The organism is Streptomyces hirsutus (genome assembly GCF_001418415.1).
Taxonomy (GTDB): domain Bacteria; phylum Actinomycetota; class Actinomycetes; order Streptomycetales; family Streptomycetaceae; genus Streptomyces; species Streptomyces hirsutus.
The window spans coordinates 16,660-38,593 of the sequence record NZ_LIQT01000057.1 but is presented as its reverse complement, the minus strand read 5'-3'; the positions used below and the strand labels follow the sequence as shown (position 1 = coordinate 38,593).

Annotated in this window: 18 protein-coding genes and 2 pseudogenes; 12 read left to right on the top strand and 8 right to left on the bottom strand. The window is 70.9% G+C overall.

The features are described 5' to 3' along the window. Window positions 1–124 precede the first annotated feature (124 nt). The 3 genes from AOK11_RS05125 (at window position 125) to AOK11_RS46125 (ending at window position 5,715) form a co-directional block, all read left to right on the top strand. Window positions 125–574 carry a peptidase inhibitor family I36 protein gene (locus tag AOK11_RS05125; RefSeq protein WP_055592424.1) on the top strand — a complete coding sequence of 150 codons (450 nt, stop codon included), beginning with the start codon at window positions 125–127 and terminating at the stop codon, window positions 572–574. A gap of 251 nt (window positions 575–825) precedes the next feature. Then, entirely contained in the window at window positions 826–4,674 is a 3,849-nt protein-coding gene (locus AOK11_RS05120) for an nSTAND1 domain-containing NTPase (protein ID WP_240497226.1), read from the top strand. Window positions 4,675–4,893: 219 nt separating this feature from the next. Then, a complete protein-coding gene (locus tag AOK11_RS46125) occupies window positions 4,894–5,715 on the top strand; it encodes a C40 family peptidase (RefSeq protein ID WP_276204797.1) in 822 nt (273 codons plus the stop codon). 261 nt (window positions 5,716–5,976) lie between these two features. On the opposite strand, the gene AOK11_RS05110 is transcribed toward AOK11_RS46125, so the two are convergent. The 3 genes from AOK11_RS05110 to AOK11_RS05105 form a co-directional block, all read right to left on the bottom strand. Further along, on the bottom strand, window positions 5,977–6,888 hold the full coding sequence (locus AOK11_RS05110) for a helix-turn-helix domain-containing protein (RefSeq protein WP_055592422.1): 912 nt from the start codon (window positions 6,886–6,888) through the stop codon (window positions 5,977–5,979). Window positions 6,889–7,283: 395 nt separating this feature from the next. Further along, window positions 7,284–7,604, bottom strand: coding sequence for a group II intron maturase-specific domain-containing protein (locus AOK11_RS44520; protein ID WP_240497225.1), 321 nt, complete (start codon window positions 7,602–7,604; stop codon window positions 7,284–7,286). A gap of 29 nt (window positions 7,605–7,633) precedes the next feature. Next, window positions 7,634–8,716 carry a reverse transcriptase domain-containing protein gene (locus AOK11_RS05105; RefSeq protein ID WP_240497224.1) on the bottom strand — a complete coding sequence of 361 codons (1,083 nt, stop codon included), beginning with the start codon at window positions 8,714–8,716 and terminating at the stop codon, window positions 7,634–7,636. 769 nt (window positions 8,717–9,485) lie between these two features. Between AOK11_RS05105 and AOK11_RS05100 the strand changes: the two genes are divergently transcribed. Beyond that, window positions 9,486–9,968: a hypothetical protein gene (locus AOK11_RS05100; protein ID WP_055592421.1), complete on the top strand. Its 483-nt coding sequence runs from the start codon at window positions 9,486–9,488 to the stop codon at window positions 9,966–9,968. A gap of 320 nt (window positions 9,969–10,288) precedes the next feature. Here the strand turns inward: AOK11_RS05100 and AOK11_RS05095 are convergent, their stop codons facing one another. Next, complete coding sequence (locus tag AOK11_RS05095; protein WP_055592420.1) at window positions 10,289–11,707, bottom strand: sugar porter family MFS transporter; 1,419 nt, start codon at window positions 11,705–11,707, stop codon at window positions 10,289–10,291. Between the two features lie 337 nt (window positions 11,708–12,044). Here AOK11_RS05095 and AOK11_RS05090 point away from each other — a divergent pair. Together AOK11_RS05090 and AOK11_RS39175 are read left to right on the top strand one after the other, a co-directional pair. Further along, a pseudogene (locus AOK11_RS05090) lies at window positions 12,045–12,272 on the top strand (IS982 family transposase); the annotation flags it as partial. A gap of 7 nt (window positions 12,273–12,279) precedes the next feature. Further along, window positions 12,280–12,504, top strand: coding sequence for a DUF397 domain-containing protein (locus tag AOK11_RS39175; protein WP_079034643.1), 225 nt, complete (start codon window positions 12,280–12,282; stop codon window positions 12,502–12,504). A 57-nt stretch (window positions 12,505–12,561) separates the two neighbouring features. Here AOK11_RS39175 and AOK11_RS39170 read toward each other — a convergent pair. Both AOK11_RS39170 and AOK11_RS05085 read right to left on the bottom strand, forming a co-directional pair. Continuing rightward, a pseudogene (locus AOK11_RS39170) lies at window positions 12,562–12,783 on the bottom strand (hypothetical protein); the annotation flags it as partial. Window positions 12,784–12,976: 193 nt separating this feature from the next. After that, complete coding sequence (locus AOK11_RS05085; protein WP_055592432.1) at window positions 12,977–14,089, bottom strand: NsdA family TPR-like regulatory protein; 1,113 nt, start codon at window positions 14,087–14,089, stop codon at window positions 12,977–12,979. A 311-nt stretch (window positions 14,090–14,400) separates the two neighbouring features. Here AOK11_RS05085 and AOK11_RS46120 point away from each other — a divergent pair, with 311 nt between their 5' ends. The 6 genes from AOK11_RS46120 to AOK11_RS05060 all read left to right on the top strand — a co-directional run bounded on the left by AOK11_RS46120 (window position 14,401) and on the right by AOK11_RS05060 (window position 19,184). After that, entirely contained in the window at window positions 14,401–14,535 is a 135-nt protein-coding gene (locus tag AOK11_RS46120; protein ID WP_276204796.1) for a hypothetical protein, read from the top strand. Window positions 14,536–14,689: 154 nt separating this feature from the next. Beyond that, on the top strand, window positions 14,690–16,528 hold the full coding sequence (locus AOK11_RS05080) for an albusnodin/ikarugamycin family macrolactam cyclase (RefSeq protein ID WP_079034641.1): 1,839 nt from the start codon (window positions 14,690–14,692) through the stop codon (window positions 16,526–16,528). Then, window positions 16,512–16,817, top strand: a complete 306-nt coding sequence (locus AOK11_RS05075; protein WP_055592417.1) for a PqqD family protein — start codon at window positions 16,512–16,514, stop codon at window positions 16,815–16,817. Before AOK11_RS05080 ends, AOK11_RS05075 begins: the two co-directional genes overlap by 17 nt. Beyond that, the gene (locus AOK11_RS05070) at window positions 16,814–17,236 is read left to right on the top strand and encodes a lasso peptide biosynthesis B2 protein (protein WP_240497222.1); all 423 of its coding nucleotides are present in this window, start codon (window positions 16,814–16,816) and stop codon (window positions 17,234–17,236) included. Before AOK11_RS05075 ends, AOK11_RS05070 begins: the two co-directional genes overlap by 4 nt. 90 nt (window positions 17,237–17,326) lie before the next feature. Beyond that, window positions 17,327–18,337: a protein-L-isoaspartate(D-aspartate) O-methyltransferase gene (locus AOK11_RS05065; protein ID WP_055592415.1), complete on the top strand. Its 1,011-nt coding sequence runs from the start codon at window positions 17,327–17,329 to the stop codon at window positions 18,335–18,337. A gap of 256 nt (window positions 18,338–18,593) precedes the next feature. Beyond that, window positions 18,594–19,184 (top strand): SMI1/KNR4 family protein, encoded by a 591-nt coding sequence (locus tag AOK11_RS05060; RefSeq protein ID WP_055592414.1) that lies wholly within the window; start codon window positions 18,594–18,596, stop codon window positions 19,182–19,184. An 83-nt stretch (window positions 19,185–19,267) separates the two neighbouring features. Here AOK11_RS05060 and AOK11_RS05055 read toward each other — a convergent pair whose 3' ends face one another. Together AOK11_RS05055 and AOK11_RS05050 are read right to left on the bottom strand one after the other, a co-directional pair. Next, window positions 19,268–20,308 (bottom strand): IS630 family transposase, encoded by a 1,041-nt coding sequence (locus AOK11_RS05055; RefSeq protein WP_055592413.1) that lies wholly within the window; start codon window positions 20,306–20,308, stop codon window positions 19,268–19,270. A 45-nt stretch (window positions 20,309–20,353) separates the two neighbouring features. Then, window positions 20,354–21,904, bottom strand: coding sequence for an FG-GAP-like repeat-containing protein (locus tag AOK11_RS05050; RefSeq protein WP_055592412.1), 1,551 nt, complete (start codon window positions 21,902–21,904; stop codon window positions 20,354–20,356). Window positions 21,905–21,934: the final 30 nt, after the last annotated feature.

Here is a 21,934-nt window from a genome sequence, read left to right as displayed (position 1 = left end):
CCCCCGGTGAGGGCACGCCGGGCCACCGGCCCGGTGCGCCGACACCGACGCACCACCGCCAACGCACCACCACCGATGCACCACATCGTCAGAGGAATCGTCAGAGAAAACGAGGGGAAACAGCATGCGCAAGTTCACCGTCACGGCCGCCCTCCTCGGGCTCACCGCCCTGGGCGTCGTCGTACCCGCCACCACCTCGCAGGCGGCCGGGAACACCGTCGCCGGACCGGGCTGCGACAGCAAGTGGGGGCCACGCAACGGCAACATGTACGCCTGGGAGGACCTGGACTGCTCGGGCGCCGAACTGATCCGCTCCGCGGGCAACAGTGACTGGTGGGTCGGCTCGCAGGACAGGGCGACGTCCGTCATGAACCGCGGCTTCACCGGTGGCCTCGACCACGTCGCGTTCTACGAGAACTCCGGCTTCGGCGGCGGCCACGCCTGTCTCGCGCCGGGTGAGCTCTACGCCGACAACCTGACCGACAACCGGTTCACCAACGGTGTCAACGCGAACGACACCATCTCCTCGCACCGGTGGGTGGCCCGCAGCGCCTGCGGAGCCTTCCTGACCTGACCTGACCTGACCGTCCGTGCGACGGGGAACGAACGTCCGGAATCGCCCTGTGATTCCGGACATTCGTTTTTGCGCCACACGGGTGGAAAGGTTTGGCTGCGCTCACCACCCCGGCAGTACCCTGGGCGTCCACCGTCTCACGGCCGTACTGCATGGGGGACACCGTGGGAGATCCGCAGCACGGGCAGGAAGTCGACCACCAAAGCGGGCAGGATCGGAACGCGCTGACCACGCACTCCTTTCCCGCGCAGTTGAGACGACTCAGACAGGCACGTGGCCTGTCGCTGACCGACCTGGCACGGCAGACGCATTACAGCAAGGGCTACCTCAGCAAGATCGAGACCGGCACGAAGCGGGCGACCGCCGACGTCGCCCGTATCTGTGACCGAGTATTGGGCGCAGAGGGGGAGTTGCTCAGGCTCGTACAGGAGAGACCGCCCGCCGACAGCGGGAGCGGCGCCGAGGCCGCGGCTTTCGAGCGGCAGCCCGACGGGATGTGTCCGTACCGCGGCTTGTCGGCGTTCACCCCGCAGGACGCGCACTGGTTCTTCGGCCGGGAGCGCGCGACGGCCGCACTGGTGGAACGGGTCTTCGAACGGGTGGGGAGCGGCCCTTTGATGCTCGTCGCCCCCTCGGGCGCGGGCAAGTCGTCCCTGCTCAACGCCGGCCTGGTGCCCGCCCTGCGGCGCGGCGACTTCCCGATGCCGGGCGCCGACCGGTGGCCGGTGGTGACGTTCACCCCCACTTCACGGCCCCTGGACGAGCTCCTGGAACGCACCGCGAAAGCGGTGGGCGGGGACCTCGCCGTCACCGTCGAGGAGGTGCGCGAGAATCCCGACGCGGTACTGGACGCCATACGCGCGATGATGGGCGATCCGCCGGAGCCGTCCGGGGGACGCCGGCCCCCGCCCTGTCGATCGGTGCTGATCGTCGATCAGTTCGAGGAGCTCTTCACCCTCTGTGCGGACGAGGACGAGCGGCGCTCCTTCGTCCGGGTGCTCTGCGCGCTGGCGGCCTCCCGGCCGGAGGAGAGCGCACACGGCCCCACCGTCGTGGTGCTGGGCGTCCGGGCCGACTTCACCGGCAACTGTCTGGACCTTCCCGAACTGGCCCCGGTCCTCACCGACGGGCTGTTCGTGCTGCCGCCCATGTCCGTGGTGGAGCTGCGGGAGTCCATCACCCGGCCGGCGGAACTCGCCGGCCTGACCCTCCAACCGGGCTTGATGCCCCTGCTCCTGCGCGACGCGGGGCTGCGCGACGAGCCGGGCAGCACGCTGCCGGGCGGCACACCGCCCGGCAGCGCACTGCGGGGCAGCGGGAAGGACGCCGGTTCCGGAGCCGACGTGACACCTTCCGGCGTACTCCCCCTCGTCTCCCACGCCCTGCTGGCCACCTGGCAGCGGCGCGAGGCGTCCGCGCTGACCGTCGCCGGGTACGAGCGGGCCGGCGGCATCCGGGGTGCGATCGCGCGGACTGCCGAGAACGTCTTCGCCCGGCTGTATCCGGCCGAGCAGAAGACGATCCGCCGCGTCCTGTCCCGTCTGGTGTACGTCGCGGACGGCGGCGGGGCGACCCGCCGCCGGACGAGCAGGACCGCCCTGATGGAGCAGTTCGCCGACGCGGACGGCGCGGCCGCCGCGCTCGACGCCTTCGTACGGGCCCGGCTCATCACCCTGGACAGCGACACGGTCGAGATCACCCATGAGGCCCTGCTGCACGCCTGGCCACGGCTGCGGGACTGGATCCACGCCGACCGCGCCGGGCTGCTCCTCCACCAGCAACTCGCGCACGCCGCCGCCGAATGGCAGCGCGAAGGCCGTGATCCGTCCGCGCTGTACCGCGGCACCCGGCTGAGCACCGTACGCTCCTGGGCCGACGAACTGGACGGCTGGAGCCGGCTCGGCCCCGGCGAGGAGGCGTTCCTCAGAGCGAGCCTGGCCCAGCAGGAAGGCCATGAGGGACAGGCCAGACGCCAGGTCCGGCTCCGGCAGTCGATGCTCGCCACGCTCGTCGTCCTGCTGGGGCTCGCCCTGACCGCCGGAGGCCTCGCCTATCAGCAGCGCGAGAGCGCCCTCGGCCAGGAACGCGTCGCGCGTTCCCAGGCACTCGCCGTGCGTTCCCAGGCACTCGCCGGAGGCCGGCCGGAGGCGTCGATGTTGCTGGCCGGGGAGGCCTACCGGACCCACACCACCGCCGAAGCACGCGGTGCGCTGCTGAGCACGCAGTCCCAGCCCTTCTCCGGCCGGTTGAGCGGTCACCGGGGGCCGGTCAACGCGGTCGCCTTCGCGCCGGACAACCGGTCCCTGGCGACAGCCAGTTCCGACGGGACGGTGACCCTGCGACGGCTGTCGGACCGTCGCACGACCGCCACGTTCGCCGTGTCCGGGCCCGTCCGCTCGATCGCCTTCAGCCCCGACGGCCGCACCCTCGCGGCGACGTCGACGCGCGGGCCCGTGAGTCTCTGGGACGTCGCCGGGCGGCGGAGGAAGGCCGTGCTCGCCGACAGTACGAAGGGTGCCCGGGCGCTGTCCTTCGACCCCCGTGGGCACCGGCTCGCCGTCGCGACCGCGCAGGGGCCGATCCAGTTGTGGGACACCGCGCGCACGCCCCGCGTCACCGCCTCCCTCAGCGGGCACGAGGGAACGGTCAACGCCCTGGATCACGCCCGCGACGGCCGGACCCTGGTCTCCGCCGGAGCCGACCGGGTCGTGCGGCTGTGGGACACCGACCGCGCCCGGCTCCTCGCCGAACTCGAGGGTCACACCGACGAAGTGCTGGGCGCGGCGTTCTCCCCGGACGGCCGGAAGGTGGCCTCCGGGGGCATCGACCGGACCGTACGGCTGTGGGACGTGCGCGGCGGCCGGCTCGGCGCGACGTTGTCCGGGAGCAGCGACGACGTCAACGCCGTCGCGTACACGCACGGCGGCGCCACGGTCGTCGGCGCGGTCGGCGACGGGACGACCAGGCTGTGGGACGTCCGCAGCGGCCGGCAGACCGCCGTGCTCGCCGGTCACACCGACTACGTGATGGGGGTGGCCGTGACCTCCGCCGGCACCCTGCTCGCCACGGCCGGTTTCGACCGGTCCGTGGTCCTGTGGAACCTCGGCGGCCCGGCGCTGACGGCCCGTCCGTTCACGGAGGTCTGGCAGGCCCGGTACAGCCCCGACGGGAGACTGCTGGCCACCGCCGACGCCGACCACACGGTACGTCTGTGGGAGGTGAGCGGGCGCCGGCTCCTGGCGACGCTCCGGGGACACACCGAGGCGGTCTTCTCGGTGTCCTTCGCACCCGACGGGCGGACCCTGGCATCGGCGGGCTCCGACGGCACGATCCGGCTGTGGGATGTGGCCGCACGTGGGCCGCTGGCGGCCCTGACCGGCCACACCGGGCAGGTCTACTCCCTCGCCTTCGCCCCCGACGGCCGGAGTCTCGCCTCGGCCGGCGCCGACCGTACGGTGCGCCTGTGGAACGTGGCGAAGCGTGCGCCGCTGGCGACGCTGACCGGCCACCGGGACTTCGCCAACGGCGTCGCCTTCAGCCCCGACGGCCGGGTTCTGGCGAGCGCCGCCGACGACCTGACCGTACGGCTCTGGGACGTCTCCTCGCACCGCCCGCTCGGCACGCTGAACGGCCACACCGGCGCAGTGCGGAGCGTGACCTTCACCCCTGACGGGCGGACGCTGGCCAGCAGCGGCAACGACGGCACCGTACGACTGTGGAACGTCCGCGAACGTCGCTCCGAGGCCGTCCTGACCGGTCACATCGGCTCCACCCGGGGCATCGCCTTCGCTCCCGACGGCCGCACGCTCGCCAGCAGCGGCAACGACCGTACGGTGCGCCTGTGGGACGTCGCCGGCCGGCGCCCGTGGGCGACGCTGACGGGCCACACCGACGCGGTGTGGAGCGTGGCCTTCGCTCCGGACGGGCGCACGGTGGCCAGCGCCGGCACGGACGGCACCGCACGGCTGTGGGACCTCGACCCCGGGGACCGGCTGGCGGAGGTCTGCCGACTGCGCGCGGGCATCGGTGCGGACGAGCGCGCGAGGCTCCTGCCCGGCACCCCCCTCTCCGACGGGGCGCCCTGCGACGGCCGGGGGTGAGGGCGGCCCACCTGCTCGAAGGGGGTTTCCCAGGTGTTTCCCGTTGCCCATCGGCGGGAGGCGACACCTGGATTCTCGACAACCGCGAGGCACGGCCAGCAGGCTCCTCTACGACCACTCCCTTCACCACCCACAGGAAACGGGGGTCCTGGCATGGTCCGCCGGACCGGTTCCATCCACACACTGATTGCGTTACTGGCTTTCCTCCTCTGGGCGCCGGTGTCCGCTGCCGCCGCGAACACCGGGGCGCCCGCGCGGCCCGCGTCCGCCGCCGCGTGCGGCGTCCTCGCGCCCGGAGCCTCCGCGGCGGCCGAACGCGCGATCGCCGCCGCCTGCGCCGAGGTCGCGGCCGGTACCTGGTACACGTGGGGCGGCGGGCACGGCGCCCAGCCGGGCGCCACGTACGGCCAGGTCGACCCGACCGACCCGGACAGCGAGCACGACCCCGAGCGGCTCGGCTTCGACTGCTCGGGCCTGGTCCGCCACGCGTACGCCAAGGCGGCGGGCTCCGACATCCTCAACGGCATCGCCGGCCAGCAGTACTACACGCACCGCGCCGCCGCCCGCTTCACCGCCGCCCAGGGCCTGGCCCCGCTGCTCCCCGGCGACCTGCTCGCCTGGGGCACCTCGCAGGACCTGCACCACATCGCCATCTACCTGGGCGCGGGCAAAATGGTCGAGGCCAAGGAATCCGGCACCAGGCTCATGGTCAGTGACGTCCGCCTGAGCAACGGCTACTTCGGCGCCGTCCGCGTCAACACCGGGCCCGCCACCGGTCACATCCACCAGACCTGGGGCACCGACGTGTGGACCAAGGCCGAACCCTCCGTCAGGGCCGCCCGCGTCTACGCCTTCCCGTACTCCACCACCATCCGCGTCCACTGCCAGAAGCACGCCGAACCGGTCACCTCCGAGGGCTACACCAACGACGTGTGGTCGTACCTGCCGGACTACAGGGCGTGGGTGACCAACATCTACATCAAGGGAGCGGCGTGGCTCGACGGCGTGCCCGACTGCGGGACGACGCCACCGACACCGTGACGCGCCGGCGCCGACAGCATGAACCCGCGGGCTTGTTGCCCCGATGTCGGGGAACGGATCCGTGGGTTCGCGCTCGACCCGCAGGGTCGACCTCGGCGGGCTGCGCCGGCAGGGCGCGTGCGGAGTCCGCGCAGCGCATCGCGGTCTTCTCATCGAGCCCGAAGACCTCGGCAAGGCGGAGGGGGTCAGGGCCTCGGACCATGGCCTCTTCACGTTGCCGGTCGACGCGTAGTCGCTCCAGGGTCGCCGCCTGCCGGCCGGTCAGGCCTGATCCGCGGCGCGCAGGGCCCGCGCCAGCCACTCCAGCTCCTCGGTCGCGTCGGGCGCCGAATCCTGCCCGCGCACGCGGGCGACAAGCCTGCGGTAGTGCTCCGCCCCTGCCTCGATCCCGGCCTCCAGGCTGCGCAGCACGGCGGTCCGATCGGCGTCGCCGAACAGCTCGGACAGCACCTCGGCCGCCTCCGGTGCCTCGGGGGCGACCCCGCGTTCTCTGACCTCCGCGACGGTCTGCACGATCTGCCTGGCCCACCAGAGGGACGCCCCGGGGGGACGACTCTGCCCCGGGGCGGGCGTGTTGAGCTCCATCCAGGTGCGCAACCGGGCGCGAAAGCCGGGGTCCCGCACCAGTTCGGCCAGTTCGATCCAGGCGTCGACCTGCTCAGGTGCGGGATCGTCGGGCAGTTCGATGCCGAAGGTGAGGATGCGGTCGCGCAGGCGTGGCTCGACGTCGAGACCGCCGAACACCTCCTCCTTGAACTCGTCGATGATCTGTTTGCGTTCGGCGGCGGAAAGCCGCGCCAACCTGTTCATCAGTGCTGTCTCCTCAGCGGTGGAACCACGTGTCGCCACGGTGGACAGGACGGCCCGGCTCACCTTGAGCGAGCGGATCTGCGCGTCGAGCGCGGCCACGTGCGCGTCGGCGACCTCGGCGACCGTGGTCCGACCACTCAGCACCCGGCACACGTCGTCGAGCCCGAGGCCCAGCTCCCGCAGGGTGCGGACCAGTTCGACGCGGGCCACGGACTCGGCGTCGTACAGCCGGTAACCGCTCGCGGAGCGGGCCACGGGCGGCACCGCTCCCTCGTCCGACCAGAAGCGCAGGGTACGCACCGGAAGTCCGGTGCGGTGCGCGAGCCGGCCGATGGTGAGCAGGTCGGGGCGTTCGTCGTCCATGGGCGAGATCCTGGACCCTCCAGCCGCTGGAGACTCAAGCGCCTCGGTGCGACATTCCGTAAGTTCTCCAGAGCTCCGCTGAGTCCCCCTCACCACCGTCGGCGCCGACAGCATGCGCTTCCTCGCCTTCGATCAGGCCGCAGATCGATCAGATCGGATGAGGAAGCTTCAGGAATTCCGGAGTTGCGTCATCAGCCGGCCGAGCACGCGAACGAGAGAAGCCCCGGGCCAGGGGCTCAGGACCCCAGCAGGGGCCACGGGAGCTGTGAAGTCGGCCCGGGGCGCGGTTCCGGTCTTCCGACCGGCCCGTTTCCCCGGACCGCTTCCCGCACCCGGCGTGCCCGTTTCCGGGCACCGGGCGCTCCACAAGCCCTGTCATGGGCTTCCGTGGGTCCTCATCCCGTGACCGGCCAGGGAGTTGGGATCTTCGCTCCCCGGTATCGGTAGCGTGTCGTGCCTACCTTCGCCGGATTGAACAGTGATCGTTCCTCCGAGGCCGGCCACCAGACACCGCCCTTGTAGTAGCGGCGGCGCAGGTCCTTCCAGCTGGACCGGCGGTGTTTGCGGCGCAACCATCGGCCGACCTGTTGCCACGTGTAGAAGCTCAGGTAGCCGAAGGCGGCACTGGACACGCCGGGGCGGAAGTAGACGCACCAGTCCTTGAGCGCCGGATTGAGCTGGCGCAACAGGGCATCGAGCGGCTGGCTCGTGTCCATCTGCCGGCAGAGTGTCCTGACCTTGCCCGTCACGGCCTGCACGGCCTTGCGTGCGGGATAGGTGTAGACGTACTGCTTGGACGTGCCTCGCTTGCAGTGGCGCTGGATGCGCCAGCCCAGGAAGTCGAGGCCCCGTCGATGTGGGTGATCAGGGTCTTCTCCGGTGACAGGCGCAGGCCCATCACAGAGAGGACTCCGGCGATCTCCTCGCGCAGGACCTCAGCGTCGGCTTCGGTGCCTGAAACGACCAGGCACCAGTCGTCCGCGTACCGGATGAGCCGGTAGTTGGGCAGACCTTTACGGCGGCGCTTGGCCCGCTCACTCGCACTGACTCCGGGGCCTCCCGGGGCCTGGGCGATGTGCTCGTCCAGGACCGAGAGGGCCACGTTGCTCAGCAGCGGCGAGAGGATCGAACCCGGCGGGGTTCCGGCGCTGGTCTCTCGCAGTACGCGGTCCTCACCGAGGATGCCCGCTTTGAGAAACGCCTTCACCAGTGCCAGGACGCGTTTGTCCCCAACTCGTCTGCGCACCCGGTCCATCAGGGCCGGGTGCGAGATTTCGTCGAAGCAGGCCTTGATGTCGCCCTCGACGACCCACTCATACGAGCGGGACGTCATGTGACGCACCTCGGCCACGGCGTCATGAGCCCGACGGTTCGGGCGGAACCCGTAGGAAAACGGGAGGAACTCCGCCTCGAAGATCGGCTCCAGCACCAGCTTCAAGGATGCCTGGACCACCCGGTCGGTCACGGTGGCGATTCCCAGATGACGCAGCTTGCCGCCCGCCTTGGGGATCATCCGTTCCCGCACCGGCAGCGGCTGGAAACTACGGTTCTTGACCTGCGACCGCGGTCCGTCGAGGAAGTCCTCGACGCCCTGCCCGGCCTCGACGGAGCGAGCTGTGCGCCCGTCCACCCCGGCCGTGCGTGCACCCTTGTTGCCCCGCACCCGATCCCACGCCACCAGAAGGAAGGCGGGATCGGCGACGAGATTGAAGAGGTCATCGAACCTGCGATGAGGATCATCACGGGCCCAACAGTGCAGCTTGGTCTGGATCCTCAGTACCTTGCGCTCCGCCTGATACACGGCGTGCTCAAGTTCGTCGGTATTCACCGGCGATACCCTCCTGACCTTCCAGTAACTTCTACTGCTGACTTGCTGGCCCCCTTCGCCATGTACGGGCCTCTCGCCCGCTCGGACTACTACGGGGCCTCCGCCCCATCCGGCAGCCCTCGGTCGACAACGGACCTGCCCGCCACCGGACTGGCCGTCCGGCGGGAAGGGCGACTGCGGATGGTTCCCACGTTCACCACGAAATCGATCAAGGAGGGAGGTGCCCACCTATACCCCGGCAGCCTCGCCATGCCTACGCCGCAGGCTTTCGGCATGGCCTCCGCACCGGACCCGCGACCCGGCCTCGGAGTTGAACGCCACCCAAACGAGCGACGGTCACGCGCTGCATCACGACCCGTATCCGTCAGGTTTGAGTCGAGTGCGACAGTTACAGGGCTTCGGACAGTGGTTCCTCGCGTACACCTTCTCCTCGCTGCTAGCCGGACCCGGGCCGTCTGACAGTGCCGGCCCGTCCCGTACGTTGTCGGGGCTGCTCTCACCGTTGCGCGCGTTTCCGCACTTCGGCTGCCCCCAGCTTCACCGGCCAGCTGCGACTGACCGGCGGTGAGGTCCTTTCACCCTCACTCGATTTCATAGCGCCTCGTGGCGCACCACGAGATGTCGCACATCAAGGGGCCTCTGCCCGCTGTGACATGACTGTGACGAGTGGAGTGGCGTCCGCCACAGACGGCCCGGTGCGGTGCTGATGAGGTGGCCGCATGCGTGCCGCCCCCCTCGTCTCTCAAGCCCTGCCCCCGCTCGGACGGGGGTGACGGGCTTGCTGCTGGCGGGTTTAGGCCTCTCCGCGGTCTGTGCCCTCGGCGCGCTCATCGCCGTGGTGGGGGTCGTCGCGATGGCGTTCCCCGGGCGGCCCGAGCCCTGGGCGGTGCGTCTGCTGCGCCGCGCGGCGGGAGCGGCCGCGTGGGCGGCCGTGGCCGTCTACTCTCTGGGGCTCTCCGGCGTTCTGCTGTCGGAGCACGCGTTCAACAACGGCGCGGACTCGATTCCGGCTCCGGCCTGCCGCGACGGCTTCGACGCGGAGACGAGACAGGGCCTCTCCCACCACCGGTCCTCGTACCTGCCGCTCCGCTTCGACTGCGTCCGCGACGACGGCACCGTCTACTCCAGTGAGCCCGGCTACGTGTGGATGAACTGGGCGACCGCGTCCCTCGCCCTGGCCGCTGTCCTGCTCGCCACCGGCGCGGGCTACGCCACCGAACTCCGCGCCCGTAAGGCCGCGAGGGTGTCATGACGCTGCTCCCGGTCTTCGTCGGGCTTGTGATCGGCTGGGTCGCGCTGCGCGCCCATCTCGATCTGATCGCCTTCGGCACCAAGCACCCGCGGACGGCCGAGGAGCACCGGGAGTAGATCCAGCTCCGGCTGCGGATCACCGAGGAAGCCGCTCTGCGAGCCCTGGGGATCGGCGGCGGTGTTCTCATCTGGTGACGTACGGGATGCGGTGGCGTACGAAAACCGCCGCCCCGCTCGGGCAGTGACCGAGCGGGGCGGCGGACGGGACGAGGGGAGGGGCGGCGGGGACTTGGGCCCTTCTCCTCGGGACTGTGCCGGGAGTCACCCCATCTCCTCCAGCGCCTTGCCCTTCGTCTCCTTGACGAACTTCAGGACGAACGGGATGGAGAGCGCCGCGAAGAACGTGTAGATCAGGTAGGTGCCGGAGAGGTTCCAGTCGGCCAGCGACGGGAAGCTCACGGTGATCATCCAGTTGGCGATCCACTGGGCGGAGGCGGCCACGCCCAGGGCGGCGGCGCGGATCTTGTTCGGGAACATCTCGCCGAGCAGCACCCAGACGACCACACCCCAGGACAGGGCGAAGAAGAGGACGAAGAGGTGGGCGGCGACCAGGGCAACCAGGCCCTGGGTGGCCGGCAGCTTGCCGTCGACCAGCGGGTGCGAGAACGCCCAGGCCTCCAGGGCCAGGCCGACGACCATGCCGGAGGAGCCGATGAGCGCGAGCGGCTTGCGGCCGATGCGGTCGACGAAGAGCATCGCGATGACGGTGCCGACGATGTTGATGATCGATGTCGTGAACGAGTAGAGGAACGAGTCCGTCGGGTTGATGCCGACCGACTGCCACAGCGTCGCGGAGTAGTAGAACGCGACGTTGATACCGACGAACTGCTGGAATGCGGACAGGCCGATGCCGATCCAGACGATCCGCTTGAAGAGGAAGCTGCTGCCGAGCAGGTCCTTGAAGGTGGACTTGTGCTCGCGCTTCATGGCGTGCTCGATCTCGGCCACGCGGGCGTCGAGGTCGACGCCCTTGCCCTCGACCTCGACGAGAATCTCGCGGGCGCGCTCGCGGCGGCCGACGGAGAGCAGGAAGCGCGGGGACTCGGGAATGACGAAGGAGAGCATCCCGTACAGCACGGCCGGGACGACCATCGCGCCCAGCATGACCTGCCAGGCCTCCAGGCCCAGCAGTTCGCCGCGCTGGTCGCCGCCAGCGGCGTGGAGCAGACCCCAGTTGACCAGCTGGGAGGTGGCGATGCCGACGACGATCGCGGCCTGCTGGAAGGAGCCGAGGCGGCCGCGGTAGGCGGGCGGGGCGACCTCGGCGATGTAGGCGGGGCCGATGACCGAGGCCATGCCGATGGCGAAGCCGCCGACGATGCGCCAGAAGGCGAGGTCCCACAGGGCGAAGGGCAGGGCCGAGCCGATGGCGCTGACGGTGAACAGGGTCGCGGCTATCTGCATGCACCGGATGCGGCCGATGCGGTCGGCTATGCGGCCCGCGGTCGCGGCGCCGACGGCGCAGCCGATCAGGGCGATGGCGATGACCTGGGCCAACTCCGCGGATCCGATGCCATAGCGGCTCCGGATGGCCTCGACGACGCCGTTGATCACGGAGCTGTCGTAGCCGAAGAGGAAACCGCCCATGGCGGCCGATGCCGCGATGAAGATGACGTGCCCGAGATGTTCGGGGTGAGCCCTACCGGCTCCTGGCCTGGGGGCCTGCTCTGTGCTGGTCACGTGTACTCCTCGGGCGCACCGGCAAAACTGCCGGGGTGGGGTCAGCCCTTCCAGGTGAAACCTGAAGGCAAAAGCAACGCTACAGAGATCGTGCCTTCAAATATCAAATTCGACACCCCTGATTCTGCGGGATTCCATCGCCCTTCGAGCGGGCTTGCGTTCAAATGTTGTAGTCGAATATCGGACATGATCCGACTACCCCGAAGTCGCGGAGGCACGCGGGATCCATGGCACGGGAGTTTCCGGGCAGCGGGGCCTCGGCCCGGGCCCGTGCTTCGGCTGGACGAATCTTTCCGGATGCCTGCGGGCATGAAGCGAGGGTGCTCAAGATCCGTTTGTGACGACGAACTCGACCACCCTCGTGACCGGGCTGTACGTGAAGATCGACGATGACTGGGCCGGGATCGCCCGGCTGCCGGGCAGGCCACCGAGGCTGAGTCACTCCGAGTTGCTGTGCCCGGCCGTCACACAGGCCCTGCTCGGCTTTCACCGCGAGGCCCGCTGGCTGCGGCACGTACGAGCCTACTACCGCGGCATGTTCCCGTACGTCCCGCAGGACGCCGGCGCCCGAACTGGACTGGTTCAAGAGCAGTTGCAGCACAGGCGGCGGTGGTGAATGCGTAGAAGTCGCTTGGGCCAGGAGCAGCTACAGCGGCGCTGAGGGCGGCCAGTGCGTAGAGGTCGCCGCAGTACCCGGAGCGGTTCTCGTACGGGACTCCAAGTGCCCTGCTGAGGCCAGGCCGGCTTTCGGGCCGGAAGCATGGGCCGGACTCGTGGGTACGACCGCCGGGCGCTGACCGGCGGCGGATGCATGAACGGAGGGGCCCGGCGCGTGCCGGGCCCCTCCGTCTGCCTCAGAAGTCGTCCAGACCTTCCTCGCTGCGGATCATTCGCCAGGCCGCGCGGCGAGCGCTGCGGTCCAGGTTGGACTTGAACTCGCGGTCTGCGCCGAAGTAGCGCTTGCCGAGGGTGTCGATGGTGGACACGTGGTCCATCATGTTCTCCTCGAACTTCTTGTCGAAGACGATGCCGAAGTTGGCCTCGTCGTTGACGACGGCGGCGGCGCGGACCTTCGGGGCGCAGCCGATTACCGCTTGCCGTGGTGGTGAGCCGGACGTGGAAGTCCCGGCCGGGGACCCGCCCGTGCCGTACGGCGTCGGCGCACAGCTCGGCGGTGATCAGGGTCGGCGTCTCGTTGACGTCGCTGTCGTACGGGTGGCCCCAGACGTCCAGGCACTGCGAGACGAACAGCAGGGCCAGGCGGGCGCCTCACGCGCGGGCGGCGATGCGCTCGCCGAGCTCGGCGGCGGCCGGGCTGTCGGGGACAGCGGAGAGGCGGGCGACGATGTTGGTCAGGCCGTCGTTGATGCGGACGGACTGGACGCCGTCGGCGCAGTCGAGAAACTCGTTCCAGGTGGCCAGGGCCGTCTCGGTGTTGCCGCGCTTGAGCTGGACGTGGCCGAGGTCGGCGAGCACGATCGCCCGGGTGCGCTTGCGGTCGAGGCCGTGGATGTCCAGGGCGAGATGGAGGTGTTCCTCGGCGGCGGCGAGGTCGCCGAGCTTGGCTTGGATCATGCCGGACTCGTGCGCCCACCGGCCGTGGCTGTAGTGGCTCGCCCACGACTGGCCCGGCAGGGCCGGGGCCTGCTCGATCGCGATCTGCGCGGAGGTGAGCAACTTCGCGGCGGTGGTGTGGTCGCCGTCGGCGGCCGCAGCGCGTGCGAAGGTGTTGCGGTAGTACGCCAGTGCCTTGGGGTTGCTGAGCCCGCGGCCGCGCTGCTCGCATGCCTCGGCGAGCCGTACGGCGGTGGGGATGTGCCCGAGGTCGATGGCCTGGTCCACCAGGCCCCGCAGGGCAGTCGCGGCGAGTTCGTTCTCGCCGGCCTCGGCGGCGAGCCGGTAACTGTGCAGGTGGTACTTCTGGCTCAGGCCCTGATTGCCCTCGTCGCGGGCCATCCAGCCGATCAGGTGCACCAGCTCGCTGGTGGCGGCGAACAGTTCCCGCCCGGTCTTCTCCGTGTAGCGGCCATCCAGCCACCGCTTGACGTCCACGGTCAGGTACCGCACGGCGAGGTGGCGGGCGTGACCGCCGCCGAGCTCGGATGCGGCATCGCCGAGGGTGGTGGCCATTGTGCGGACCGCGGTGACCTCGCCCATGCCGACCGCGACGGGGCCGGTCCGGTTCGCGCGGCGGGTGACGGCCTCGACGTCGGGAAGGTCGAGCGCGGCCAGGCCGACAGCGGCAGATGCCGCGAGGAACTGCCGTCGGTCCACGTCGCTGCCTCCCAAGAGCATGACCGAGGTCACGGTATCGGCGAACTGGCCCCCATTGTCCCCGGAAAGATCGATGTTGAGGACCTGTTCGATGAACGGCAGCCACACCCGGGGAACACGTAACCCCTTCTCCCACCGGTAGACCTGCTGCCGGTCGAGGAACCCGGTCTTTCCCCAGCGCGCCACCGACAGCTCGTCCGCGAGCTTGTCCTGGCTGCACCTGGGGCGCCGTGCTTCGCGTGCGGCGCGGATGCGCTCCCCGATGGTCATGTGCGGCCCGATCGTCGGTTGTGCTGGTTCACAAATGGCCTACAGCTGGCAGACATTCTGGCAGCTATCCACGAATCGTGTCTGCGCGTTGACTGTTGGTAACAGCCCGGCGGGACGGCCGTCGGGCAGCGAGCGAAGGGATGTTCGTCATGGACCACTCCACCACTCAGGTCACCCCCGTCTACCAGGCCCCGGTCGTGCTGGACGCCGGCGTCGTCGTCACGGTGACGCTGGGCACCAACAACTTCGACACCGCCGACGACACCGAGTACAAGAACGCCTGAGCCGCGAACGGCCGGGGCTGGGCGGGGAATCGAGTGTCACGCCCTGGTCCCGGCAGTAAGGAGGCGCCGGGCTGTCCGCTCTCGTGCTGGGCACGGAGCGGCGGCCCGGCGCCTTCGCCTTTCGACACGTACATGAAGAAGGGAGAGGGCATTGATGAGGTGGAGCGCGGGGTGGTACGGGACCGCCGGGAGTGACCGGCGGCCCGCTGGGGGCCGGGTGGTGACCGGCCTGGATGACACGTGGACGTGCGGGTGGGCCACGGCGCGGGTCCGCGCCGTCGGGGAAGGACCCGTAGGGCTGGCGGTGATCGGCGAGTGCGGCGCGGACGACGCCCAGCTCCAGGGCGCGCTGCCGGTCGTACGGGCCAAGGGCTGGCGGGCGCTGACGCGTTGGCCCGGCTCGTACCTCGTCATCGCCCGCAGCGGCGAGACCCTCACCGTCCTCGGCGACCTGGCCGGGCAGCACCCGGTGTACTACCGCACCGACGCGGCCGGTACCTGGTGGGCGACCGCCGCGTCCGCACTCGCGGCGCTGGACGGTGCGCCGGTCGACGTCACCGCGCTTGCCGCCCACCTGGCGTTCGGGCAGCCCGACGTGCTCGCCGGCCGGAGCCTGTTCCGCGACGTGAAGCGGGTGCCCGGCGGGCATCTGCTGCTGCTCAGCCCCGACGGGGCGGCGGTGGAGAGGTACGAGCCGGTCACCTACCCGCGGGTCGACCTGCGACAGCAGGCCCCAGTGGTACGGGCCGCGCTCGCCGAGGCGGTCGCCGCCCGGGTCGACGGCCGGCCGGTCAGCGCGGACCTGGCGGGGCTGGACTCCACCACGCTCGCCTGCCTTGCCGCCCAGCGCGTGCCGGTGGCCACGGTGACGTTCGCCGACGCACGCCTGCGTGACGACGACCTCGCGTTCGCGCTCCGCACTGCGGCCACCGTGCCGAACCTGGCCCACCATACGGTCCCCGGCGCTGCCGGCACCGTGTACTACGCGGGCCTTGACGACCTGTCCGGGCTGCCGATGACCGATGCTCCGAACGCGTACGTGGTCACCGCCTCCATCAAGCGGGCCGTCCTGGACACGGTCGCCGCCCACACCCCGGGGCCGGGGGTGCACTTCACCGGCGCGGCCGGGGACGCCGTGCTCTCCGCCCCCTCGTCGTACCTCGCGGACCTGCTGCGCGAGCGGCGCCACCGCCGGGCTTTGCAACACGCCCTCGCCCACGCCCGCCTCCGGCACACCTCCGCCTTCACCGTGCTCGCCCGCGTCCGCCCGGCCTCGCGCACCGACCTGACCGGGGCCTGGTGCCAGACGGCCGCCGACCTGCGCCGGCCCGCGCGGGACTGGATTCCCCAGGCCCAGCGCCCGCTTGCCTGGACCCCGCTGCTGGCCTCGGCGGACTGGATGACCCACGGCGCCCGCCTGATGCTCTCCGCCGCCCTGGACGAGGCCGCGGGCATGCTCACCGACGCGCCGGCCCGGCTGGCGGAATGGTCCGACCGGCAGGACCTCGCCCGGGTCGGCGCGAACACCGCCGGGTGGCGGACCCTCGCGCTGGCCGGGCACGGCATCGAGCTGGCCGCCCCGTTCCTGGACAACGAGGTGATCCGGGCCTGCCTCGCCGTCCCCGCCGACGAGCGCGGCGCTCCCGGCACGTACAAGCCGCTGCTGGACGCAGCGTTCGCCGGCAGCGGTGTCCTGCCCGACTTCGTCCTCGCCCGCACCACCAAGGGCGGATTCAACGCTCTCGCGTACACGGGCCTGCGCGACAACGGGCCCGTCCTCAAGGGCCTGCTGGGCCCGTCGTCGCAGCTCGCCGCGCTCGGGCTCGTCACCGAAGCACCGGTCGCCGACGCGCTCGCCCGGGCCGCCACCGGGCAGCCCACCGCCCAGGGCGCCCTACACCTGGTGGTGGCCGCCGAGGTCTGGCTGCGGCAGCACGCCGCCTCCGCCTCGCCATGGTGGGAGGAGGTGGCACCCCGTGTGGAGGCTGCGTGAGCGCACCCACCCGGTACTCACGGACGAGGGCGGCGCGATCCTCAGCGAGCGCACCGGTCGCTGGTCCTACCTGACGCCGACCGCGGCAGCCGCCGTGATGCTCCTGGTCGCCTCCACCAGCGAGGAGGAGGCCGCCGACCGCTTCGCCGAGCGGTACGGCATCCCCGCCGGGCAGTCTGCCGCCGACGTCCACACGGTCGTCGAGACGCTCACCGCCCAGGGCCTCGCCCACGACGGCCCCGAACCGGCCCGGCAGTCCTGCCGCTGGTGGAAGGGGTGGCGGTCATGACCAGTATGGAGGCGTACTCCACCGTCCGTACCGGCACCTACGGTGAGCGCCTGGCCGCCGCGGTCGGCCTCGCGCTCGCCCTGACGCTGCTGCGGCTGCCGTTCCGGCACACGATCTCCGCCGCCCGCCTTGCCCGCCGCGTCGGTCGGCGTGAGCTCGACCTTGCCCAGGCCAATGCCCTCGTCGGCGCCGTACGGCACACAGCCCGCTGGTGGCCCGGGCGGGCGGCCTGTATGGAGACCTCCCTCGGCGCCGTGTTCGCCGCCGCCCTGCTCGGGCGCCGCCTCGACTGGTGCCTGGGAGTCCGCTTCGCCCCGCCGCCGGTGGAATACCACGCCTGGGCCGAACTGCCCGGACACGGACCCGTGGGCGAGTACACCGCCGCCGGCTGGCACCACCACACCGCCCTGACGATCTGAGCCGCCAACGAACCGCCGGGCGCGTGTCCTTCACCCGCCCGGAGCGGTTGTCGCATACGAGTGCCCTTACGCCCCTCGAAGGAGTGAGCAGTGACCGCCGTCGCCGATGTCACCCGAGCCGTCCCCGAACGCCACTACACCCACCACGACGGCCGCGGCGTCACCCCGCACCGCTCCAACCCGGTCGTGATCCACAGAGAGATCACCACGCTCGACGTCCAGGAGGGCATGAACGTCGTCGAGTTCGGCACCGGCTCCGGCTACTCCGGGGCCCTGCTCTCCGAGCTGGTCGGCAACTCCGGCCACGTCACCAGCCTGGACATCGACGCCTACCTGGTGCGGTGGGCGGGCCTGATCCACAGCGAGCGCGGCGTGCACAACATCCGCTGCCACGTTGCCGACGGCACCGCCGGCTTCCCGGGGCGGGCCCCGTACGACCGGATGGTGGCCTGGTGCACCCCGCCCCTGCTGCCCAAGGCATGGGTGGACCAGGTCGCCGACGACGGCCTGATCGTCGCCCCGCTGCCCATCGCGGCCGTACCCAACATGACCGTCGTCGCCAAGATCCGCGTACGCGAGGGCGAGCCGGCCGTCGAGGCGGTATTCACCGGCGGCTACATCGAGGCGACGACCTCGCCGAAGGACAACCTGGACCTCCCGGGCCGGTGGGTGGACTGGGAGAACCGAGTGCCCAGCCCCTCATGGATCTCCATTGCCTGGCGCGACGCGGACGACCACTGGAACACCGGCGCCCGCACCGCGCTCACCCGGCTGACCAAGGACGCGTACACCGAGCCGTACGAGGGAGGCCGGCTCGACTGGCCGTCCTGGCGCACGTTCGCCGCCGCCCGGGCCGACCCGCAGCTCACCATGGCAGGGCTGAGCCCCGACCTGTGGGCCATCGGGCACTCCACCGCCTCCACAGCCGCCGTCCTCCAGCAGGACGGCCAGATCCTCGCCGACCGCCCCGACTCCCCGTCCCTCGCCGTCCTGCGCGACTGGCTGACCGCGTGGGAGTCCGCCGGCCGCCCCGCCCCCGAGGCCTACACCGCCGCCCTGACCCGCGGCGCGAAAGGGTGGGACCTGCGGCTGACCCGGTAAGACCGGCAGCCCTACGAACTCAAGGCACCCGGACGGGGAGCGCGACGGCCCCCGTCCGGGCGTCTTGGTGCGTGTTCACTGCCCCCGACCTTGCAGCAGCCACGGCCTGGGCTCACGGACTCGACTCCCACGACTCGTGCTGTGACCGGGATGGGTCACCGGGTTGAGGTTTGTGCCAGCGCCGGCCATTCCCCTTCTGCGGGGAGCGTGATCGCGTAAGTTGGGGCTTCTCGAAGGTGTGCATGAAGGAGTGGAAGTGGGCGGGAACCCTCGGATAGCGGCGCTCGAGCAGGTCGTGCCGACGGCGCACGGCGTGGATGAGCGGATCGACTGGAGTGCGGTCGAGGAGATCTGGGGGACCCGGTTTCCGGCCGACTATGTCGCCTTCATGGAGGTGTACGGGGCAGGGCAGCTCAGTGGGGAAGTCGGAATAGTGCTGCCGGGTCCGCGGCCCGATGCCTATTCGGACGGCTCCGGCCTACGGCAGGAGACGGCGAACGCCCGCGGTACCTGGGAGATGCTCGGCGGCAGAGCGGCCCTCGACGTGGACCCGAACTCCATCCTGGCTTGGGGCGTCACCAGTGGCGCAGACATCTATTGCTGGCTGACCACGGGCGAGGATCCCGACCTGTGGCCCGTGCTCGTGTGCGGGCGGCACACGAATCCCCATTTTCAGGTCCACCCTTTCGGAATGGCGGAGTTCCTGCGCAGACTGCTCACCGATGAAGAATTCCAGGAGGAGACGATCAGTGTCGTCCTTCCGAGAGAGCCCTCCTTCGTCAACTGGCGTGAACAGCAACGGCGTTGGGAGGCGGGCCTCGACCCTTCCACAGGGGAGCCCTGGTAACAGCAGCCGCTTGGGAGCGGCTGCTGGACGTCTTGACCGAGCTCGGGATCAAAGAGTCCGCAGAGATCACTGTTCGCGGCTGATTACGCCGCCTTCAAAGGCCGTCCGCCCCAGCGGATGCCTTTCTCGCTGCGGATGCGGGCGCGCTCCTTGCGCTGGGCGGCGAGCAGGTCGGGGCGGCGGGCGTTGGCGTTGCGCCAGCGCAGATAGCGGTGCAGGGCCCGGGTCTGGACCACGTGGTTGGGGTAGTTGGAGTTGGCCAGGGTGAACTGCCGCAGCGGGCCGAAGTGTGCCTCGATCGGATTGGCCCATGAGGCGTAGGTCGGGGTGAAGCACAGCTCGACCTTGTTCTTCTTCGCCCAGCGGCGGATGTCCGCGCCGGTGTGGGCGGAGAGATTGTCCAAGATGATGTAGATCGGGGCGCCGTCGGGGCGGGCAGCGCGGATCGACTGCAGCGCGGCCAGGCTGTTGGCGGTGCCCTTGCGGCGGCGGTTGACGCCCCACAGGCGGTCGTCGCCGACGGAGTAGCAGCCGTGGAAGTAGGTGACGCCGTGGGTGCGGCGGTAGGTCGCCGGTAGACGGTCGGGCCTGCCCCGCTTCGCCCAGCAGGAGCCTGCGGTGGGCCTGATCCCGAGGGGCCCGAACTCGTCGAAGGCGAAGACCCGGTCCGGGAAGCGGTCCAGCACCTGCTCGATGCGGTCGAGCTTGGCATCGCGTTCGGGGTCGGGGTACTCCTTCCAGGTCTTGGTGCGCTGAAAGGTGATGCCACGCCGCAGAAGCAGGCACCGTAAGGCCTCACGGCCGATGCGGATGACGCGTCCGTGGACACGGCGCAGGTAGGCGGCGAGTTTGCGGATCGACCAGCGGGTGAAGGGCTGCCCGAGCTTGGTGGGGCGGGTGGTGGCCGTCGCCACGACGAAGTCCTCGTCGTCAGTGCTGAGCAGGCTGGGGGTACCCCCGGGCGGAGCCTGGGGGAGGACGGCCTCCCGCCCATCGAGGGTCCAGGCAGCCAGACCGATCTCGTTGAACCGGTGAATCACCTCCCGCACGGTGTCCTCGTCGGCCTGGACCAGCCGGGCGATCACCGGCACCCGGTTTCCGCCGGCGGACGCCAGCAGCATCATCGCCCGCCGATAACGCACCGAGCCGGTACTGTCCCGGCACACTCCCTAGTCGTCGATCGCCGCCCCGTACAGCGCGTCCGTCGGCAGGCCGCCGAACGCGCGCGGGCCGTAGTTCCAGGAGCCGGAGGTGGTCAGGCCCGAGCGGCCCGCGGAGAACACCCAGACGTAGCCGTCGTTCGTGTTCTCACCGGGTGCCGAGGCGAGCAGGCCGAAGCGGCCGTCGTTGTTCGGGTCGGTGAAGGAGACCTGGCCGCCGAACTTGTCGCCCTTCTCGACGGTGCCCGGGACCTTCGCGGTGCCCTGGTTCACGGACAGTGCGCCGGTGGACGTCATGCCCTTGGCCGAGCCGCGCAGGACCGTGACGGCGCCCGCGTCGGCGACGGCGCCGATGTCCTCGCCCGCGACACCGATCGCCACGTCCGCGTATCCGTCGCGGTTGCTGTCGCCGACGGAGAGGTCGGTGCCGAAGCCGTCGCCCCGCTCGTTCGTACCCGGCACGCCCGCCGAGTTCTGGGTCCACCACACGGGAGGGGTGCCCGGCCCCTCCCGGCCGGCCGCCCCGTCCGCACTGCCGTAGTAGACGCCGACCACGCCGCCGGTCATGTTCTCGCCGTCGTCGTCCGGGCTGTGCGGCTCGCCGGTGACCAGGTCGTCGTAGCCGTCGCGGTTGATGTCGCCGGACGCGACGACCGGGCCGCCGCGCACCGCGGTGATCGGCAGCGGCTCGTCGTTCGACGCGGTGCCGGGCAGGATGTACGACCAGCCGTGGCCCGGCTCGGCGCCCACGCTGGTGCCGGAGACGACCAGGTCGGCGAAGCCGTTGTTGTCGTAGTCGCCCGTGGTCATCGACTTGGGCCGGATGCCCGGCGCGTTGGCGGCGGAGGCCTTGCTGAGCGTCTTACGCGGAGGCGAGGTGAGCGTGGTGCGCGACTTCTGCACCGGCCGCCGCGCCTGCGCGTCCGCGCTCTTGGCGGTGGGCTGGGGGGAGGGCTCGAAGGTGTAGACCGTCAGCCCGACCGAGTCCATGACGGCGAGGGAGTCGCCGGGAGTGGTGTCGTCGAAGCGGGCCGCGGCGAGCGAGGCGCCGAACCTGCCGCCCGTGGTGAGGTCGTCGGACTGCAGCCAGTTGCCGGCCGATCCGGTGAGGCCTTTCGGCGTGCCCCACAGGACGACCGCGGCGCCCGCGTCGGCGACGGTGCCGATGTCCTCGCCGGGGATACCGATGATCGCGTCGTCGTAGCCGTCGCCGTCGAGGTCGCCGGTGGCCAGCGACTTGCCGAAGTTGTCACCGGTCTCGGCGGCGCCGGGGACGCCCGTGGAGTTCTGGCTGAAGGCCTTGCCCCTGGTCGTGCCGATGCCCTTGGGTCCGCCGTACTGCACGGTCACCATGCCGGAGCCCTTGCGCCCGCCGACCGTCGCCCCGGGGGCGCCGATGAGCACGTCGTCGTATCCGTCGCCGTTGAAGTCGGTGTTGCGGTCGTTGGCGTGTGTTCCGCCGGGTGTTCCGGCGTAGGCGCTCGGAGCGGTCGCGATGACCGCGCCCGTCACGAGGAGAAACGATGCCGCCGCGACGGCGGCCGAGCGGTGCTTGCGCATGAGCGGCTCCTTGGCTCAGGTATGACCGGC

Bases quoted from the DNA above. Each gene is read 5' to 3' on its own strand.
- AOK11_RS05125 (WP_055592424.1), top strand. From the start codon at position 125: ATGCGCAAGTTCACCGTCACGGCCGCCCTCCTCGGGCTCACCGCCCTG.
- AOK11_RS05055 (WP_055592413.1), bottom strand. From the start codon at position 20,308: ATGATGCTGCTGGCGTCCGCCGGCGGAAACCGGGTGCCGGTGATCGCC.
- AOK11_RS05110 (WP_055592422.1), bottom strand. From the start codon at position 6,888: ATGGACGACGAACGCCCCGACCTGCTCACCATCGGCCGGCTCGCGCAC.
- AOK11_RS46120 (WP_276204796.1), top strand. From the start codon at position 14,401: ATGGACCACTCCACCACTCAGGTCACCCCCGTCTACCAGGCCCCGGTC.
- AOK11_RS05070 (WP_240497222.1), top strand. From the start codon at position 16,814: ATGACCAGTATGGAGGCGTACTCCACCGTCCGTACCGGCACCTACGGT.
- AOK11_RS44520 (WP_240497225.1), bottom strand. From the start codon at position 7,604: ATGGACACGAGCCAGCCGCTCGATGCCCTGTTGCGCCAGCTCAATCCG.
- AOK11_RS05080 (WP_079034641.1), top strand. From the start codon at position 14,690: ATGAGGTGGAGCGCGGGGTGGTACGGGACCGCCGGGAGTGACCGGCGG.
- AOK11_RS05050 (WP_055592412.1), bottom strand. From the start codon at position 21,904: ATGCGCAAGCACCGCTCGGCCGCCGTCGCGGCGGCATCGTTTCTCCTC.